At 72.2% G+C, this 14,502-nt stretch carries 16 protein-coding genes; 11 read left to right on the top strand and 5 right to left on the bottom strand.

What is annotated here, in order from left to right; all coding sequences use genetic code 11:
* Window positions 1–36: 36 nt before the first annotated feature.
* The 6 genes from dxr (at window position 37) to AC5L3C_RS09905 (ending at window position 7,342) form a co-directional block, all read left to right on the top strand.
* A complete protein-coding gene (gene dxr / locus AC5L3C_RS09930) occupies window positions 37–1,299 on the top strand; it encodes a 1-deoxy-D-xylulose-5-phosphate reductoisomerase (protein WP_493648492.1) in 1,263 nt (420 codons plus the stop codon).
* An 8-nt stretch (window positions 1,300–1,307) separates the two neighbouring features.
* Entirely contained in the window at window positions 1,308–2,600 is a 1,293-nt protein-coding gene (locus AC5L3C_RS09925) for a M50 family metallopeptidase (RefSeq protein ID WP_493653802.1), read from the top strand.
* A 181-nt stretch (window positions 2,601–2,781) separates the two neighbouring features.
* Complete coding sequence (gene ispG / locus AC5L3C_RS09920) at window positions 2,782–3,939, top strand: flavodoxin-dependent (E)-4-hydroxy-3-methylbut-2-enyl-diphosphate synthase (protein WP_493648491.1); 1,158 nt, start codon at window positions 2,782–2,784, stop codon at window positions 3,937–3,939.
* A 178-nt stretch (window positions 3,940–4,117) separates the two neighbouring features.
* Window positions 4,118–4,966: a GNAT family N-acetyltransferase gene (locus AC5L3C_RS09915; RefSeq protein ID WP_493653801.1), complete on the top strand. Its 849-nt coding sequence runs from the start codon at window positions 4,118–4,120 to the stop codon at window positions 4,964–4,966.
* Between the two features lie 27 nt (window positions 4,967–4,993).
* Window positions 4,994–5,560: a GNAT family N-acetyltransferase gene (locus AC5L3C_RS09910; protein WP_125503953.1), complete on the top strand. Its 567-nt coding sequence runs from the start codon at window positions 4,994–4,996 to the stop codon at window positions 5,558–5,560.
* Window positions 5,561–5,638: 78 nt separating this feature from the next.
* Window positions 5,639–7,342 (top strand): proline--tRNA ligase, encoded by a 1,704-nt coding sequence (locus AC5L3C_RS09905; protein ID WP_493648489.1) that lies wholly within the window; start codon window positions 5,639–5,641, stop codon window positions 7,340–7,342.
* Between the two features lie 103 nt (window positions 7,343–7,445).
* Here AC5L3C_RS09905 and AC5L3C_RS09900 read toward each other — a convergent pair whose 3' ends face one another.
* Window positions 7,446–7,691 carry a hypothetical protein gene (locus AC5L3C_RS09900; RefSeq protein ID WP_493648488.1) on the bottom strand — a complete coding sequence of 82 codons (246 nt, stop codon included), beginning with the start codon at window positions 7,689–7,691 and terminating at the stop codon, window positions 7,446–7,448.
* Window positions 7,692–7,836: 145 nt separating this feature from the next.
* Window positions 7,837–8,259, bottom strand: coding sequence for a helix-turn-helix domain-containing protein (locus AC5L3C_RS09895; RefSeq protein WP_125503950.1), 423 nt, complete (start codon window positions 8,257–8,259; stop codon window positions 7,837–7,839).
* A gap of 336 nt (window positions 8,260–8,595) precedes the next feature.
* Here AC5L3C_RS09895 and AC5L3C_RS09890 point away from each other — a divergent pair, with 336 nt between their 5' ends.
* From AC5L3C_RS09890 to AC5L3C_RS09880, 3 genes are read left to right on the top strand one after another with little or no spacing between them, the layout of a single operon-like run.
* The gene (locus AC5L3C_RS09890) at window positions 8,596–9,186 is read left to right on the top strand and encodes an RNA polymerase sigma factor (protein ID WP_493648486.1); all 591 of its coding nucleotides are present in this window, start codon (window positions 8,596–8,598) and stop codon (window positions 9,184–9,186) included.
* The gene (locus AC5L3C_RS09885) at window positions 9,183–9,839 is read left to right on the top strand and encodes a BN159_2729 family protein (protein ID WP_493648484.1); all 657 of its coding nucleotides are present in this window, start codon (window positions 9,183–9,185) and stop codon (window positions 9,837–9,839) included. The genes AC5L3C_RS09890 and AC5L3C_RS09885 overlap by 4 nt, the downstream gene beginning before the upstream one ends.
* Entirely contained in the window at window positions 9,836–10,327 is a 492-nt protein-coding gene (locus AC5L3C_RS09880; protein ID WP_493648482.1) for a hypothetical protein, read from the top strand. Before AC5L3C_RS09885 ends, AC5L3C_RS09880 begins: the two co-directional genes overlap by 4 nt.
* A gap of 394 nt (window positions 10,328–10,721) precedes the next feature.
* Here the strand turns inward: AC5L3C_RS09880 and AC5L3C_RS09875 are convergent, their stop codons facing one another.
* The 3 genes from AC5L3C_RS09875 to AC5L3C_RS09865 all read right to left on the bottom strand — a co-directional run bounded on the left by AC5L3C_RS09875 (window position 10,722) and on the right by AC5L3C_RS09865 (window position 12,726).
* Window positions 10,722–11,627: an aminoglycoside phosphotransferase family protein gene (locus AC5L3C_RS09875; protein WP_493648481.1), complete on the bottom strand. Its 906-nt coding sequence runs from the start codon at window positions 11,625–11,627 to the stop codon at window positions 10,722–10,724.
* Window positions 11,628–11,695: 68 nt separating this feature from the next.
* Complete coding sequence (locus AC5L3C_RS09870; protein WP_493648479.1) at window positions 11,696–12,169, bottom strand: ferritin-like domain-containing protein; 474 nt, start codon at window positions 12,167–12,169, stop codon at window positions 11,696–11,698.
* Window positions 12,166–12,726, bottom strand: coding sequence for a hypothetical protein (locus AC5L3C_RS09865; protein WP_493648477.1), 561 nt, complete (start codon window positions 12,724–12,726; stop codon window positions 12,166–12,168). The genes AC5L3C_RS09870 and AC5L3C_RS09865 overlap by 4 nt, the downstream gene beginning before the upstream one ends.
* A gap of 211 nt (window positions 12,727–12,937) precedes the next feature.
* Between AC5L3C_RS09865 and rimP the strand changes: the two genes are divergently transcribed.
* A complete protein-coding gene (gene rimP, locus AC5L3C_RS09860) occupies window positions 12,938–13,459 on the top strand; it encodes a ribosome maturation factor RimP (protein WP_493648475.1) in 522 nt (173 codons plus the stop codon).
* Between the two features lie 2 nt (window positions 13,460–13,461).
* Window positions 13,462–14,472, top strand: a complete 1,011-nt coding sequence (gene nusA, locus AC5L3C_RS09855) for a transcription termination factor NusA (protein ID WP_493648473.1) — start codon at window positions 13,462–13,464, stop codon at window positions 14,470–14,472.
* Window positions 14,473–14,502: the final 30 nt, after the last annotated feature.

Raw genomic sequence — 14,502 nt, 5'->3', positions numbered from 1 at the left:
CCCCGACGGCGGGCGGGACCCGACACAATGGGGTCCATGACCGACGCTCCAGCCCCGCTCGCCGATCCGCACCTGGTGTACGACCCCGTGGTGGGAGACGGCCCGAAGGACGTGGTGATCCTCGGCTCCACCGGGTCGATCGGCACCCAGGCCATCGACCTCGTACTGCGCAACCCCGACCGGTTCCGGGTCACGGCCCTGTCCGCCAACGGCGGCCGGGTCGCGCTCCTCGCCGAGCAGGCCCGCCGTCTGCGGGTGCGCACGGTCGCCGTCGCCCGCGCGGACGTCGTACCGGCGCTGCGCGAGGCCCTGTCCGCGCAGTACGGCGCGGGGGAGCCGCTGCCCGAGATCCTGGCCGGACCCGACGCGGCCACCCGGCTCGCCGCCTCCGACTGCCACACCGTCCTCAACGGCATCACCGGCTCCATCGGACTCGCCCCGACCCTCGCCGCCCTGGAGGCGGGCCGCACCCTCGCGCTCGCCAACAAGGAGTCGCTCATCGTCGGCGGCCCGCTGGTCAAGGCGCTCGCCGCGCCGGGACAGATCATCCCGGTGGACTCCGAGCACGCCGCCCTCTTCCAGGCGCTGGCCGCCGGCACCCGCGCCGATGTGCGCAAGCTCGTCGTCACCGCCTCCGGCGGCCCCTTCCGCGGCCGCACCAGGGCGCAGCTGGCCGACGTCACCGTCGAGGACGCCCTCGCCCACCCCACCTGGGCCATGGGCCCGGTGATCACGATCAACTCCGCGACCCTCGTCAACAAGGGCCTGGAGGTCATCGAGGCGCACCTGCTGTACGACATTCCCTTCGACCGCATTGAGGTCGTCGTGCACCCGCAGTCGTATGTCCACTCGATGGTTGAGTTCACGGACGGATCGACACTGGCCCAGGCGACGCCCCCCGACATGCGCGGGCCCATCGCCATCGGCCTCGGCTGGCCCGAGAGGGTCCCCGACGCCGCCCCGGTCTTCGACTGGAGCAAGGCGTCCACCTGGGAGTTCTTCCCCCTCGACAACGAGGCCTTCCCCTCGGTGAACCTCGCCCGGCACGTCGGCGAACTCGCGGGAACGGCCCCGGCGGTGTTCAATGCCGCGAACGAGGAGTGCGTCGAGGCCTTCCGCGCCGGCGCGCTGCCGTTCAACGGGATCATGGAGACCGTGACCCGGGTGGTCGAGGAACACGGCACCCCGGCGAAGGGAACCTCACTGACCGTGCCGGACGTCCTCGAAGCGGAGACCTGGGCCCGCGAGAGGGCCCGGGAACTGACAGTCCGGACGGCGAGCGCGGAGGCGCGTGCATGACGACCCTGATGTTCATCCTCGGCATAGTCGTCTTCGCGGCCGGCCTGCTGTTCTCGATCGCCTGGCACGAGCTGGGCCACCTGTCCACCGCCAAGATGTTCGGCATCCGCGTGCCGCAGTACATGGTCGGCTTCGGCCCGACCCTCTGGTCGCGGAACAAGGGCGAGACCGAGTACGGCATCAAGGCGATCCCGTTCGGCGGCTACATCCGCATGATCGGCATGTTCCCGCCCGGCCCCGACGGACGCCTCGAGGCCCGCTCCACCTCCCCGTGGCGCGGCATGATCGAGGACGCCCGCTCCGCCGCCTTCGAGGAGCTCAGGCCCGGCGACGAGAAGCGCCTGTTCTACAAGCGCAAGCCGTGGAAACGGGTCGTCGTGATGTTCGCCGGCCCGTTCATGAACCTGATCCTCGCCGTCGTGCTCTTCCTCATCGTGCTGATGGGCTTCGGCATCCAGCAGCAGACCACGACCGTGAGCTCCGTCTCCCCCTGCGTCATCTCGCAGAGCGAGAACCGCGACGAGTGCAAGGCGTCCGACCCCCGGTCCCCGGCCGAGGCCGCCGGCATGAAGGCCGGCGACCGGATCGTCGCCTTCGACGGCGTGCGCACCGAGGACTGGGGCACCCTGTCCGACCTCATCCGCGACAGCGCCGGCAAGAGCGTGCCGATCGTCGTCGACCGCGACGGCAAGGAGGTCACCCTCCAGGCGACGATCGCCACCAACCTGGTCGCCAAGAAGGACGGCAGCGGCGCCTACGTCGAGGGCGAGTACGTCAAGGCCGGCTTCCTCGGCTTCAGTGCCGCCACCGGAGTCGTCAAACAGGACTTCGACGACTCCGTGACCTGGATGACCGACCGGGTCGGCGACGCCGTCGACTCCCTCGCCGCCCTGCCCTCCAAGATCCCCGCCCTGTGGGACGCCGCCTTCGGCGACGGCCCGCGAGAACCCGACTCCCCGATGGGCGTCGTCGGCGCGGCCCGGGTCGGCGGTGAGATCGCCACGCTCGACATCCCCGCCTCGCAGCAGCTCGCCATGTTCGTGATGCTGCTGGCCGGCTTCAACCTCTCCCTGTTCCTGTTCAACATGCTGCCGCTGCTGCCGCTCGACGGCGGACACATCGCGGGCGCGCTGTGGGAGTCGCTGCGCCGCAACCTCGCCAGAGTGCTGCGCCGGCCCGACCCGGGCCCGTTCGACGTGGCGAAACTGATGCCCGTGGCCTACGTGGTGGCCGGGATCTTCGTCTGCTTCACCATCCTCGTCCTGATCGCGGACGTGGTGAACCCGGTACGGATCTCCTAGAGGTTCCCGCCTCGGCATCCGCCGTGCACGACGGCCCGGAACCCTTTCGTTCCGGGCCGTCCTTTGGGTGGGTTACCGACGCGATGTGCCCGGGCGTGGGCCATTGCCGTAATCTCGGACCCCGGAGCCCGCCGTTCACGGGGAACCGGACCTTGATCCACGACTTGGGGTTGCACAGCAGATGACTGCGATTTCTCTCGGCATGCCGTCCGTTCCGACCAGGCTCGCCGAACGCCGGAGGAGCCGGCAGATCCAGGTCGGGTCGGTGGCCGTCGGCGGCGACGCACCCGTCTCCGTGCAGTCGATGACGACCACGCGGACGTCCGACATCGGTGCGACCCTCCAGCAGATCGCCGAACTCACCGCGTCCGGCTGCCAGATCGTCCGCGTCGCCTGCCCCACCCAGGAGGACGCCGACGCCCTCCCGGTGATCGCCAAGAAGTCGCAGATCCCGGTCATCGCCGACATCCACTTCCAGCCCAAGTACGTCTTCGCCGCGATCGAGGCGGGCTGCGCGGCGGTCCGCGTCAACCCGGGCAACATCAAGAAGTTCGACGACCAGGTCAAGGAGATCGCCAAGGCGGCCAAGGACCACGGCACCCCGATCCGCATCGGCGTGAACGCCGGCTCGCTGGACCGGCGCCTGCTCCAGAAGTACGGCAAGGCGACCCCCGAGGCGCTGGCCGAGTCCGCCCTGTGGGAGGCGTCCCTCTTCGAGGAGCACGACTTCCGCGACATCAAGATCTCCGTCAAGCACAACGACCCGGTCGTCATGGTCGAGGCGTACCGCCAACTCGCCGCCCAGTGCGACTACCCGCTCCACCTCGGCGTCACCGAGGCAGGCCCCGCCTTCCAGGGCACCATCAAGTCCGCCGTCGCCTTCGGCGCGCTGCTCTCCCAGGGCATCGGCGACACCATCCGCGTCTCCCTGTCCGCCCCGCCGGTCGAGGAGATCAAGGTCGGCATCCAGATCCTGGAGTCGCTCAACCTGCGCCAGCGCGGCCTGGAGATCGTCTCCTGCCCGTCCTGCGGCCGCGCCCAGGTCGATGTGTACAAGCTCGCCGAGGAGGTCACCGCCGGCCTCACCGGCATGGACGTCCCGCTGCGCGTCGCCGTCATGGGCTGCGTCGTCAACGGCCCCGGCGAGGCCCGCGAGGCCGACCTCGGCGTCGCCTCGGGCAACGGCAAGGGCCAGATCTTCGTCAAGGGCGAGGTCATCAAGACCGTCCCCGAGTCGAAGATCGTCGAGACGCTGATCGAAGAGGCGATGAAGATCGCCGAGGACATGGAGAAGGACGGCGTGGCCTCGGGCGAGCCCGAGGTCTCCGTCGCCGGCTGACGCGACGCCCCGGGCGCCGTACGGGACGACCCGGCCCGTACGGCGCCGCACGCGGGACGTCCGGGCCCGGACCGGCGCCGCACGCGGGACGTCCGGGCCCGGACCGGGGCGGCACCTCGGGGCCCGCGCGGGTACAGTGCGGAAATCAGGCAGACCCCATTGTGTGAGGCCCCCGCATTTGTTGACGCAGACCACTTCCCGGGTCCTCGAACCGAGCGACCTGGACGCCGCGCTCGCCGTACTCGACCGCGAGCCGGTCGCGAACGTCTTCGTGGCGGCCCGGGTCCGGATCGCCGGCCTCGACCCCTGGCGGCTCGGCGGCGAGATGTGGGGCTGGTACGAGGGCGGCGTCCTGACCTCCCTGTGCTACGCGGGGGCCAACCTGGTGCCCATCTGCGCCACCCCCCGGGCCGTGCGCGCCTTCGCCGACCGCGCCCGGCGGGCCGGCCGCCGCTGCTCCTCCATCGTCGGCCAGGCCGGTCCCACCGCCGATCTGTGGCGGCTGCTGGAACCCCAGTGGGGCCCGGCCCGCGAGGTCCGTTCCCACCAGCCGCTGATGGTCACCGACCGCATGCCCGGCACCGTCGCCCCGGACCCGTACGTACGCCGCGTCCGCAAGGACGAACTCGAGACGATCATGCCGGCGTGCGTGGCGATGTTCACCGAGGAGGTCGGCGTCTCCCCGCTGGCCGGCGACGGGGGACTGCTCTACCAGGCACGGGTCGCCGAGCTCGTAGGCGCCGGCCGTTCCTTCGCCCGCTTCGACGACGAGGGCAAGGTCGTCTTCAAGGCCGAGATCGGTGCCGCGACCGACCGGGCCTGCCAGATCCAGGGTGTCTGGGTCGCCCCCGAGCACCGCGGCAAAGGGGTCGCCGCCCCCGGCATGGCGGCCGTCCTGCGCTACGCCCTGGCGGACATCGCCCCCGTGGTCAGCCTCTACGTCAACGACTTCAACCTCCCCGCCCGCAGGACGTACGAACGGGTCGGCTTCCAGGAGGTCGGGGCCTTCATGAGCGTGCTGTTCTGACCGGCACCGCCCTGTAGTCTCCCCGGCATGCTGCGCTTTCCCGGTCACGGCCGCTCACAGCCCGACGACATCGTGATCGGCCCCCTCGACCTCCCCGGCCACGTCGACGAGGCGCTGGCGGTGCAGGCGGTGGCGTTCGGTCTCGGACCCGACGAGGTGGCGGTGCGCCGGCAGATCGTGCTGCGCCACATGAGCTTTCCCGGTGCCCGGGCCTTCGGCGCGACCACCCGGGGCCGCCTGGCCGGCTTCGTCTACGGCATGCCCAACGACCGCGCCCACTGGTGGTCCACCGTCGTGGAGCCCTATCTGCGCGCCCGGGGCCACGACGACTGGCTCGACGACTCCTTCGTCATCACCGAGTTGCACGTCCACCCCCGGCACCAGCAGCGCGGCATCGGCCGGGCCCTGATCACCACCATCACCGACGGCGCCGAACAGCCCCGTTCGATCCTCTCCGCGATCGACGTGGAGAGCCCCGCCCGCCGGCTGTACCGCTCGCTCGGCTACCAGGACCTCGCCCGCCAGGTCCACTTCCCCAGCGCCCCCAGGCCGTACGCCGTCATGGGCGCGCCGCTGCCCCTCCGGCGCCGGTAGGGACAACCGATTTCCGCCGCCCCCGCCCGCCCGGCTAACCTCCTGTCATCACCGAGACGCAGCAGGAGTACGAGAACCATGGCGAACGCACCGGTCCAGCGCATGTCCCAGTTGATGGCGAAGACGCTGCGCGACGACCCGGCGGACGCCGAGGTCCTCAGCCACAAGCTGCTGGTCCGGGCCGGCTACGTGCGCCGCACCGCCGCCGGCATCTGGACCTGGCTGCCCCTGGGCAAGAAGGTCCTGGCCAACGTCGAGCGGATCGTCCGCGAGGAGATGGACGCCATCGGCGCCCAGGAGGTCCTGCTGCCCGCGCTGCTGCCGCGTGAGCCCTACGAGGCGACCGGCCGCTGGGACGAGTACGGCGCCGAGCTGTTCCGGCTGAAGGACCGCAAGGGCGGCGACTACCTCCTCGGCCCCACCCACGAGGAGATCTTCACCCTGATGGTGAAGGACCAGGCGTCCTCCTACAAGGACCTGCCGGTGATCCTCTACCAGATCCAGACCAAGTTCCGCGACGAGGCCCGCCCGCGGGCCGGCATCCTGCGCGGCCGCGAGTTCCTCATGAAGGACTCCTACTCCTTCGATCTGGAGGACGAGGGCCTGGCGCGGTCCTACGCCCTGCACCGCCAGGCGTACCAGAGGATCTTCGAGCGCCTCGGCCTCGACCACCGGATCTGCGCGGCCACCGCGGGCGCCATGGGCGGCTCCAGGTCGGAGGAGTTCCTTGCCCCGGCCGAGGCCGGCGAGGACACCTTCGCGGACTGCCCGAACTGCGACTTCGCCGCGAACACGGAGGCGATCTCCTACGAGTTGAAGCCGGTCGACGCCACCGGTGTCCCGGCCGCGGAGGACATCCCCACCCCCGACACCCCGACCATCGAGACGCTCGCCGACTCGCTGGGCGTGCCCGCCTCGGCCACGCTGAAGAACCTGTTGGTCAAGGTGGACGGTGAGATCGTCGCCGTGGGCGTGCCCGGTGACCGCGAGGTCGACATGGGCAAGCTCGAGGCGCACTTCGCCCCGGCCGCGGTGGAGATGGTCACCGAGGCCGACTTCATCGCCCGCCCCGACCTGGTGCGCGGCTACGTCGGACCGCAGGGCCTGGACAAGGTCCGGTACCTGGCCGACCCGCGGGTCGCGCCCGGCACCGCCTGGATCACGGGCGCCAACAAGTCGGACACGCACGCCAAGAACGTGGTCGTCGGCCGTGACTTCGAGGTCGACGCGTACGTGGACGTCGTGGTGGTGCAGGAGGGCGACCCCTGCCCGAAGTGCGGCACCGGGCTGCGCCTGGACCGCGCCATCGAGATCGGCCACATCTTCCAGCTGGGCCGCAAGTACACCGACGCCCTCAAGCTCGACGTCCTCGGCCAGAACGGCAAGCCCGTCCGCGTCACCATGGGTTCCTACGGCGTCGGTGTCTCCCGCGCGGTGGCCGCCCTCGCCGAGCAGACCGCCGACGACAAGGGCCTGTGCTGGCCCGCGGAGGTCGCTCCGGCCGACGTCCACGTGGTCGCCGCGGGCAAGGCCCTGCAGACCGAGCTCGCCCTCGACGTCTCCGAGAAGCTGTCCGCCGCCGGCGTCCGCGTCCTGGTCGACGACCGCGCGGGTGTCTCCCCGGGCGTGAAGTTCACCGACTCGGAGCTGATCGGCGTGCCGCGGATCCTGGTCGCGGGCCGCCGCGCCGGCGAGGGCGTGGTGGAGCTGAAGGACCGCAGGACCGGAGAGCGCGAGGAAGTGACCGTCGACGAGGCGATCACCCGTCTCACCGGCCGCTGACCGGCGGCTGGGAGTACGGCACCACCGCCCGGGGCGGGCCCGCGGCCTGCCCCGGACGGTACGTACCCGGAGGCGGCGGGGCGGACCGGCGTGCGTGACGGCGTCAGCAGGCCTGAGCCGTCACAGGGTGGCCGATCAGTTCGGCGGGCAGCTCCAGCCGCGCGCCGCAGAAGCACAGCAACGTGCAGCCGGTCCCCCCGGGTGCTCCAAGGTCGACCGTCAGGAGGGCATGCAGTTCCCGGACCACTTCAAGTAGGTGGGAACCCCTCGCGACGAGGATGCTGACTTCGTTCGGATCCCATACGACGATGTCCGGCAGATCGTCCGCAACGGCGACGTGGATGCACATGACTGTCTCCCCAGGGATGCACTACGGCATGATGTTCCGCTTCGGGAGGCCAGCGGCTTCCCGATGGTATCGATGCCTGTGAGTACCTGTGAGGCTTTCTGTGCATTCCGTGACGGCGGATCGGCAGTCCTCGGTGCGCGGTCGTTCAGGTGATCCTGCTGACCTGAAGCATCGCTTCCGCGTCCTTGATCAGGGCGCGCTGCCGGGCCTCCGGCAGCTGGCGGTAGAGCTTCAGCAGCCGCGCCTCGCGCTCGTCCTTGCTGGGCCCCGGCACGGGGCGCCCGACGGCCTCGAAGAACTCCTTGGGTGTCGTCCGCACACCCCACCGCCGGAACACCTCGACCATGGCACGCAGCTTCTCCGGCGCGATCCGGGAGGTGCCGCGGGTGCGGTTCATCCAGGCGTTGAGCGTCTGGTAGGAGATGCCCGCCTCTTTGGCCAGGTCCTTCTGGGTCCCGCTCTGGGGCAGCGCGAGGAGGCGCTCGAGGAGCGCCGCCAGATCCTCGCCCGGGCGCTCCGGATCGTCACCGGCGTCCGGTGCGGGAGGGGGCGTCTGTCGGTTCGTCACGCGTCAGAGGATGTGCCATGCCCATCTACAAGCGCAAGTAGATTGCAGATCGAGGCGGGGATCGGGTGGTGTGCGCCGGAGCGTTCGTACGGTCGCCGCACAACTCGCGCCCCTTGACGCGATCTACATCTACATGCAGACTGTGTATGTCCTCGGGAGGCGGCCCCCGGTGGTGGGTTGAGCGGAGCTGTCGCGTCCAGGTATCTACATCTACATGTAGATACAAGATGCTTCCGCTGTCGGCGACCCGCCCGCACAGGGTGGGGCACCGGCCCCCGACGACACCCGGACCCGCACCTGCGCACCGACGCGGACGAGATCGAAGGAGTACCGAGCGTGTCCTTACCCACCCCCACGAGAACCGCCCCGTACGCCCCGGAGCCGGAGTGGCTCGCCCGTGCCCGCAACGGGGACCGGGAGGCGTTCGGCCTCCTCTACCGCGAGCACTACCGGCTCGTGCACGGCTACCTGCTGAGCCGCACCCACGACCGGCACCTGGCCGAGGACCTGACCCAGGAGGTCTTCACGCGTGCCCTGCGGAGCATCGGCGGCTTCGCCTGGCGGGGCACCGACCCGGCCGCCTGGCTGACCACCATCGCCAAGAACCTGCACCTGGACGAACTGGGCCGCAGCCGTACCCGGCGGGAGACGCTGGTCTCCGATTTCGGGGACCCGGAGCAGCCCGGTCCCGGCACCGAGTCCCTGGTGCTGCGGGAACTGGACGTCATCGAGGCCAGCGAGACGGTGCACCGCGCCCTGTGCGCGCTGGCCCCCTCCCAGCGGCACTGCGTCGAACTGCGGTTCATCGGAGGGCTGTCGATCGAGCAGACGGCCTCCGCCATGGGCCGCACCGTCGGTGCCGTCAAAGCCCTGACGCACCGTGCCATGTGCAAGCTGCGCTGGGCGGCGGGGGCGATGGCCGCGTGAACGGACCCGTCGTACGTGCGCCGTCCTTCGTCCGCGTGACCGTCGTGGCACCCCACCGCGACCAGCCCGCCGCCACGACGCTCCCCGCGCCGGCCGAACCGGACGCCCCCGTGCCGTCGCCCGGCGCACCCCCGCCGACCGAACTCGAACAAGAGGCACTCGCCTGGGACGCCGCCCGCGAGCACGCCAGGATCGTGGCCCGGGCGGTCGAGAGGGAGGTGGGAACCCACCCGGACGTGCGCAAGGTGTGGGCCGACGGCGACGCGGTGCGCGTCCTCCTCGAACTCGCGCCCCCGTTCGCGCGATGGGCCGGCTGGTGCGAGTACTTCGGCATCACCGTGGCCGACGAGCCGGCCGGAGACGGCACACCGGCCGGTGAAGGGCGGCGTGCCGGAGTCCGGATGAGCGTCCTCGTCCGGCAGGCGGCCGCAGCGGCGCGGCCCTTCCGGCTCGGCGACACCCTCTACGACCTCGCGGTCCCGTACCGCGACGCGCACGGCGTCATCTGGTACTTCCAGGGACAGCGGGCCGACGACGGAATGCCCCTGATGTCGGTGGACGGCCGCGCGGAGCGCTGTTCCCTCGCCAACGTGGCCGAGTACGCGGGCCCGCTGACCCCCCTGCCCCCGTCCGCGTCGGAGGAGTCCGGATGAATCCGCCGACCGTGCTGCGCAGGTTCCTGCCGCGCCGGGCCGCCGCCCGGGCGCGGGAGGCCGAGGACAGGCTGCGCCTGGAACACGAACTCGCCGTGAGCAGACAGCGGCTGGCGCGCTGGCAGCAGCACGCCGACTCCTACGAACGCCAGGCGGTCCGGACGCACCGGGAGCGGGCGCACCTCCTGGCCTGGCTCGCGGCGCTGCATCCGGCCAGTGCCGTCCTCAGCCCGCTCGACGCCGAAGGGACGCAGCGCCTGTGCCTGGTGGCCGGCGGATGGCATCTGTCGTGGCGCGTGCCGCCCGGCGACCTCGCCCTCTTCACGCACGTGCCCTCCTACCCGGAGCACTCCGCCGCGCACGACGCGACCGACCTCGACGACGGCCCCGACCAGGGGTCGCTCATTCGCCGGCACACATGGCTGCTGGCCTGTGAAGCCACCGCACATCACGGGCCCGCCGGAGCGGCTCCTCCGGCGGGCCCGTGAAACTCCGGTCAGCAAGCTCGGGAGGCACGCCGACCGGACCCCCAGCGCCCCCCTGCACCCACCCGCGCGCAGGGGGGCGCACCCGCCCTTCCACCCAGCCGGAGCCCTTCACCACGCCGCCGACCCGCGAGCCACACCCACCCGCACCGGCCCACCCCCGCACTCCGGTCCCTGGCGGGCGGGGGCGTGGTGTCCGGGTGGCGGGCCGGGCAAGCCGGGGGCGCTGCCCCGGGTACGCGGCCGCGGGCAGTCGTGCCTCCCGCTCGAGCGAAGCCGAGAGTGCGGAAGGCACCCTGCATGCGCGGGCCGGGGCCGGTGTTCGGGCTGCCGTGGTCGGGTACCGGGGCGGCGACGCCCGCCCGCCCCCGTCGGCTCACGGAAGCTGCCGGCGGAGCTACAGCCAGCTGGCGAATTCCAGGAGGAGTTCCGCGTCCTGTTCGCGGCCCACGCGGCGCGCGCGGACGCCCGACTCCACCGCGCGGAACAGGGTCCACCCCCGAAGGCGTTCGCGGTCGACCTCCAGGGACTCCGCCAGCCGCTTCACCCGCCGGCGGGTGGTCGCGGCGCCGGACGCCTGGGCGATGAGGTCCTCCACCCGGTCACGGACCAGCCGGGCCAGGTCGAACGCCTGCTCGCCGACCACCGGGTCCGGTCCCACCGCCAGCCACGGCATGCGCTCCCCGGCCAGCACCTTGCTCTGCCGGAACGTCCCGTGCAGCAGCCGGTGCTCGGGCGGAGCCGCCAGCAGCTCCTCGCGCACCGCCAGCGCCGCGCCCACCAGCGCGGCCAGCTCCGTGTCGGCCGCCGCACTCGCCCGCATCGCCCGCGCCTGCCGCTCCGTGCGCTCGGCCACCGTCTCGAAGCCGTGCCCCTCGGGCGGATCCACCCACAGCCTGCGCAGCGTCCCCGCCGCCTCCAGCAGTGCCTTCGCCTCCGGCAGCGACCGCACCGACACGTCCGGATGCAGCCGCTCCAGCAACAGCACCCCCTGCGTCGCGTCCGGGACCGGTTCCAGCAGCCGTACCGCTCCCAGCCCGCCCCAGTGCGCCAGCGCGGCCCGTTCGCTCTCCGGGCGCGCCCGGCGCGGCGCCAGCTTCAGCACCGCGGGAGTGCCGTCGGCCGTCCGCACGAGCACGACCAGGCTGCTGCGCCCGCCCGGCACCTGCATCCGCTCCACGGTCAACTCGCGCCGTGCGACCGCCTCGTGCGCCGTCTCCGGCAGCTTCTCCAGCCAGTCGTCACCCTCGGGCGCCGTCTCACCGAGCGCCCGCACCAGGCGCTTGGGCGGTTCGAAAACCATGCGCGAGTCGTTCCCTTCCTGCTGTACGCGGTGCCTGCCGCCCCGTCACGCGTGCCCGGGACGTCACCTCACGCGGACGGCGCCGGGGTCCGTGACGCCGTACCGCCCCGCTCGGCGAGCCCAGGGAAGGCTACGCTCTCCCCACTCCAGCGCACCGACCGCACCGCCGCCTCCCGCATCGCCTCGGCGGCCCCCCGGCGCCGGCCGCCGGAGCTCGCGCGCACCAGGTCGCCGTACACCCCGGCCACCCGGGCCTCCAGCTCGGCCGCCAGCCGGACCGCCGCGGCCGCGTCCGGCACCGGGAACGGCAGCGCGTAACCCGCCGCGGCGGCGACCGGCGCGCCCCCCGCGTCCTTCACCGCCCGCACCAGTGCGTCCCTGCGCGCCCGGTGCGCGTCGTACGCCGTGCGTGCCTCGGCGCGCCGCTCCTTGCCGATCCGGCCGCCGACCACCCCGTAGCCGTAGACCGCCGCGTGCTCCGCGGCCAGCGCCCCCTGCAGGGCCCGCAGCTCCTTGTTCTCCGCCTCGCGCGCCCGCGTCACCGTCCCGCCTCCGTCAGCAGATACACATGGGCCGCTCCCGCCGCCGCCACCGAGGCCAGCAGCCGGGCCAGCTCACCCGGCACGTCCAGCAGCGCCTCCGTCCGCCGGTCGGCGAGCTCCCGCTCGGCGGCGGCGAGTTCGGCGAGGGCGTCCTGCGCCTTCGCGGGCACCGGGCGAGGGGTGGGCCCCGAGGCCGCCGCCCCGGAACCCGACGGCGAGGGCGACGGCGACGGCGACGAGGACGGCGAGCCCTTCCCCGCACCCCCGAACGCCTCCGCGTGCCGCAGGACCTCCGCACGCAGCGGCCCCAGCCGCTCCGCGAGCTTCGGATGCCCGGCGACGACCGCGTCGTACCGCGCGGCCAGCGCCGCACTGTCCCGGGCCGCACGCGCGCGTGCCCGGTCGGCGGCGGAGGGACGCCCGGCGCCGCCGTCGGACGTGCCGGAACCGGCGGAACCGGCGGAACAGCCCGTCGCCAGCAGGGCCGGGGCGGCGACGGCGAGCAGGCTCCTTCTGTGCGGCCCCGAACGGGCACGCGGAGACGAGGGAAACGACACGGCAGACGTCCTCGGGGCTCGTACGGACGGGGCTACGGGAGCGACGCGGGCCGATGGCCCGCGATCACCGTACCCGGGAGTATCCCCCGTGACCGTCAGCGGCACCCACCCCGTGACCGGGGTGGACGGCACCACCCTCCGCGACCGGATACGCTTTGTACAGACACGCGCACCGTCCCACAACAGCACACGCGGCCGAGGAGTCACCCGGATGAGCACCACCCAGAGCGAGAGGCTTCGAGAACTTCTGGAACCGCTCGTCAGCTCCCAGGGCCTGGATCTCGAGGAGATCGCCGTGGACTCGGTCGGCCGCAGGCGTGTGCTGCGCGTCGTCGTCGACTCCGACACCGGAGCGGACCTCGACCGGATCGCCGATGTGAGCCGCGCGCTCTCGGCGAAGCTCGACGACACGGACGCGATGGGCAGTGCCGAGTACACCCTCGAGGTCGGCACCCCGGGCGCGGAGCGCCTCCTCACCGAGCACCGCCACTATGTGCGCGCCACCGGCCGCCTGGTGCTCTTCCAGCTCGCCGAGGGCGGCGAACTGGTCGCCCGGATCCTCAAGGCCGACGACGAGGGCCTCGATCTCGAGGTGCCCGGGGTCAAGGGCCGCAAGGCCACCGCGCGCAGGCTCGCCTTCGACGACATCACCAGGGCGCGCGTCCAGGTCGAGTTCAACCGCAAGGACGACGCGTCCGAGAAGAAGGACGACAAGAAGGAAGAGGAGGCGTAGCCGTGGACATCGACATGAGCGCCCTGCGGGGCTTGGTACGGGAGAAGGAGATCTCCTTCGACCTGCTGGTCGAGGCGATCGAGTCGGCCCTCCTCATCGCCTACCACCGCACCGAGGGAAGCCGCCGGCACGCGCGCGTGGAGCTCGACCGGGAGACCGGGCACGTCACCGTGTGGGCGAAGGAGGACCCCGAGGACCTGGAGGAGGGCCAGGAGCCCCGCGAGTTCGACGACACCCCGTCCGGCTTCGGCCGTATCGCCGCCACCACGGCCAAGCAGGTCATCCTGCAGCGCCTGCGCGACGCCGAGGACGACGCGACGCTCGGCGAGTACGCCGGCCGCGAGGGCGACATCGTCACCGGCGTGGTGCAGCAGGGCCGCGACCCCAAGAACGTACTCGTCGACATCGGCAGGCTGGAGGCCATCCTGCCGGTGCAGGAGCAGGTCCCCGGCGAGACCTACCCGCACGGCATGCGGCTGCGGTGCTACGTCGTCCGGGTGGCCAAGGGCGTGCGCGGTCCGTCGGTGACCCTCTCGCGCACGCACCCCCACCTCGTGAAGAAGCTGTTCGCCCTGGAGGTGCCGGAGATCGCCGACGGCTCCGTGGAGATCGCCGCGATCGCCCGTGAGGCAGGTCACCGTACGAAGATCGCCGTGCGGTCCACCCGGTCGGGCCTGAACGCCAAGGGCGCCTGCATCGGCCCCATGGGCGGCCGCGTGCGCAACGTCATGGCCGAGCTGAACGGTGAGAAGATCGACATCGTCGACTCGTCCGACGACCCGGCGGAGATGGTGGCCAACGCGCTGTCGCCCGCCCGGGTCTCCAAGGTCGAGATCGTCGACCTGGCGGCCCGGTCCGCCCGGGTCACCGTGCCGGACTACCAGCTGTCCCTGGCGATCGGCAAGGAGGGGCAGAACGCCCGTCTCGCCGCGCGGCTGACCGGCTGGCGGATCGACATCCGGCCCGACACGGAGCAGACCGGAGAACGGGTTGGGGAGCGGGCCGGGGAATAGATCCAAGCCGCGATTCGCTGAGATCACGAC

The sequence above is a fragment of the Streptomyces speibonae genome (assembly GCF_984686075.1).
The sequence above is the reverse complement of the archived record's forward strand: the minus strand, read 5'-3'. Positions and strand labels throughout refer to the sequence as shown.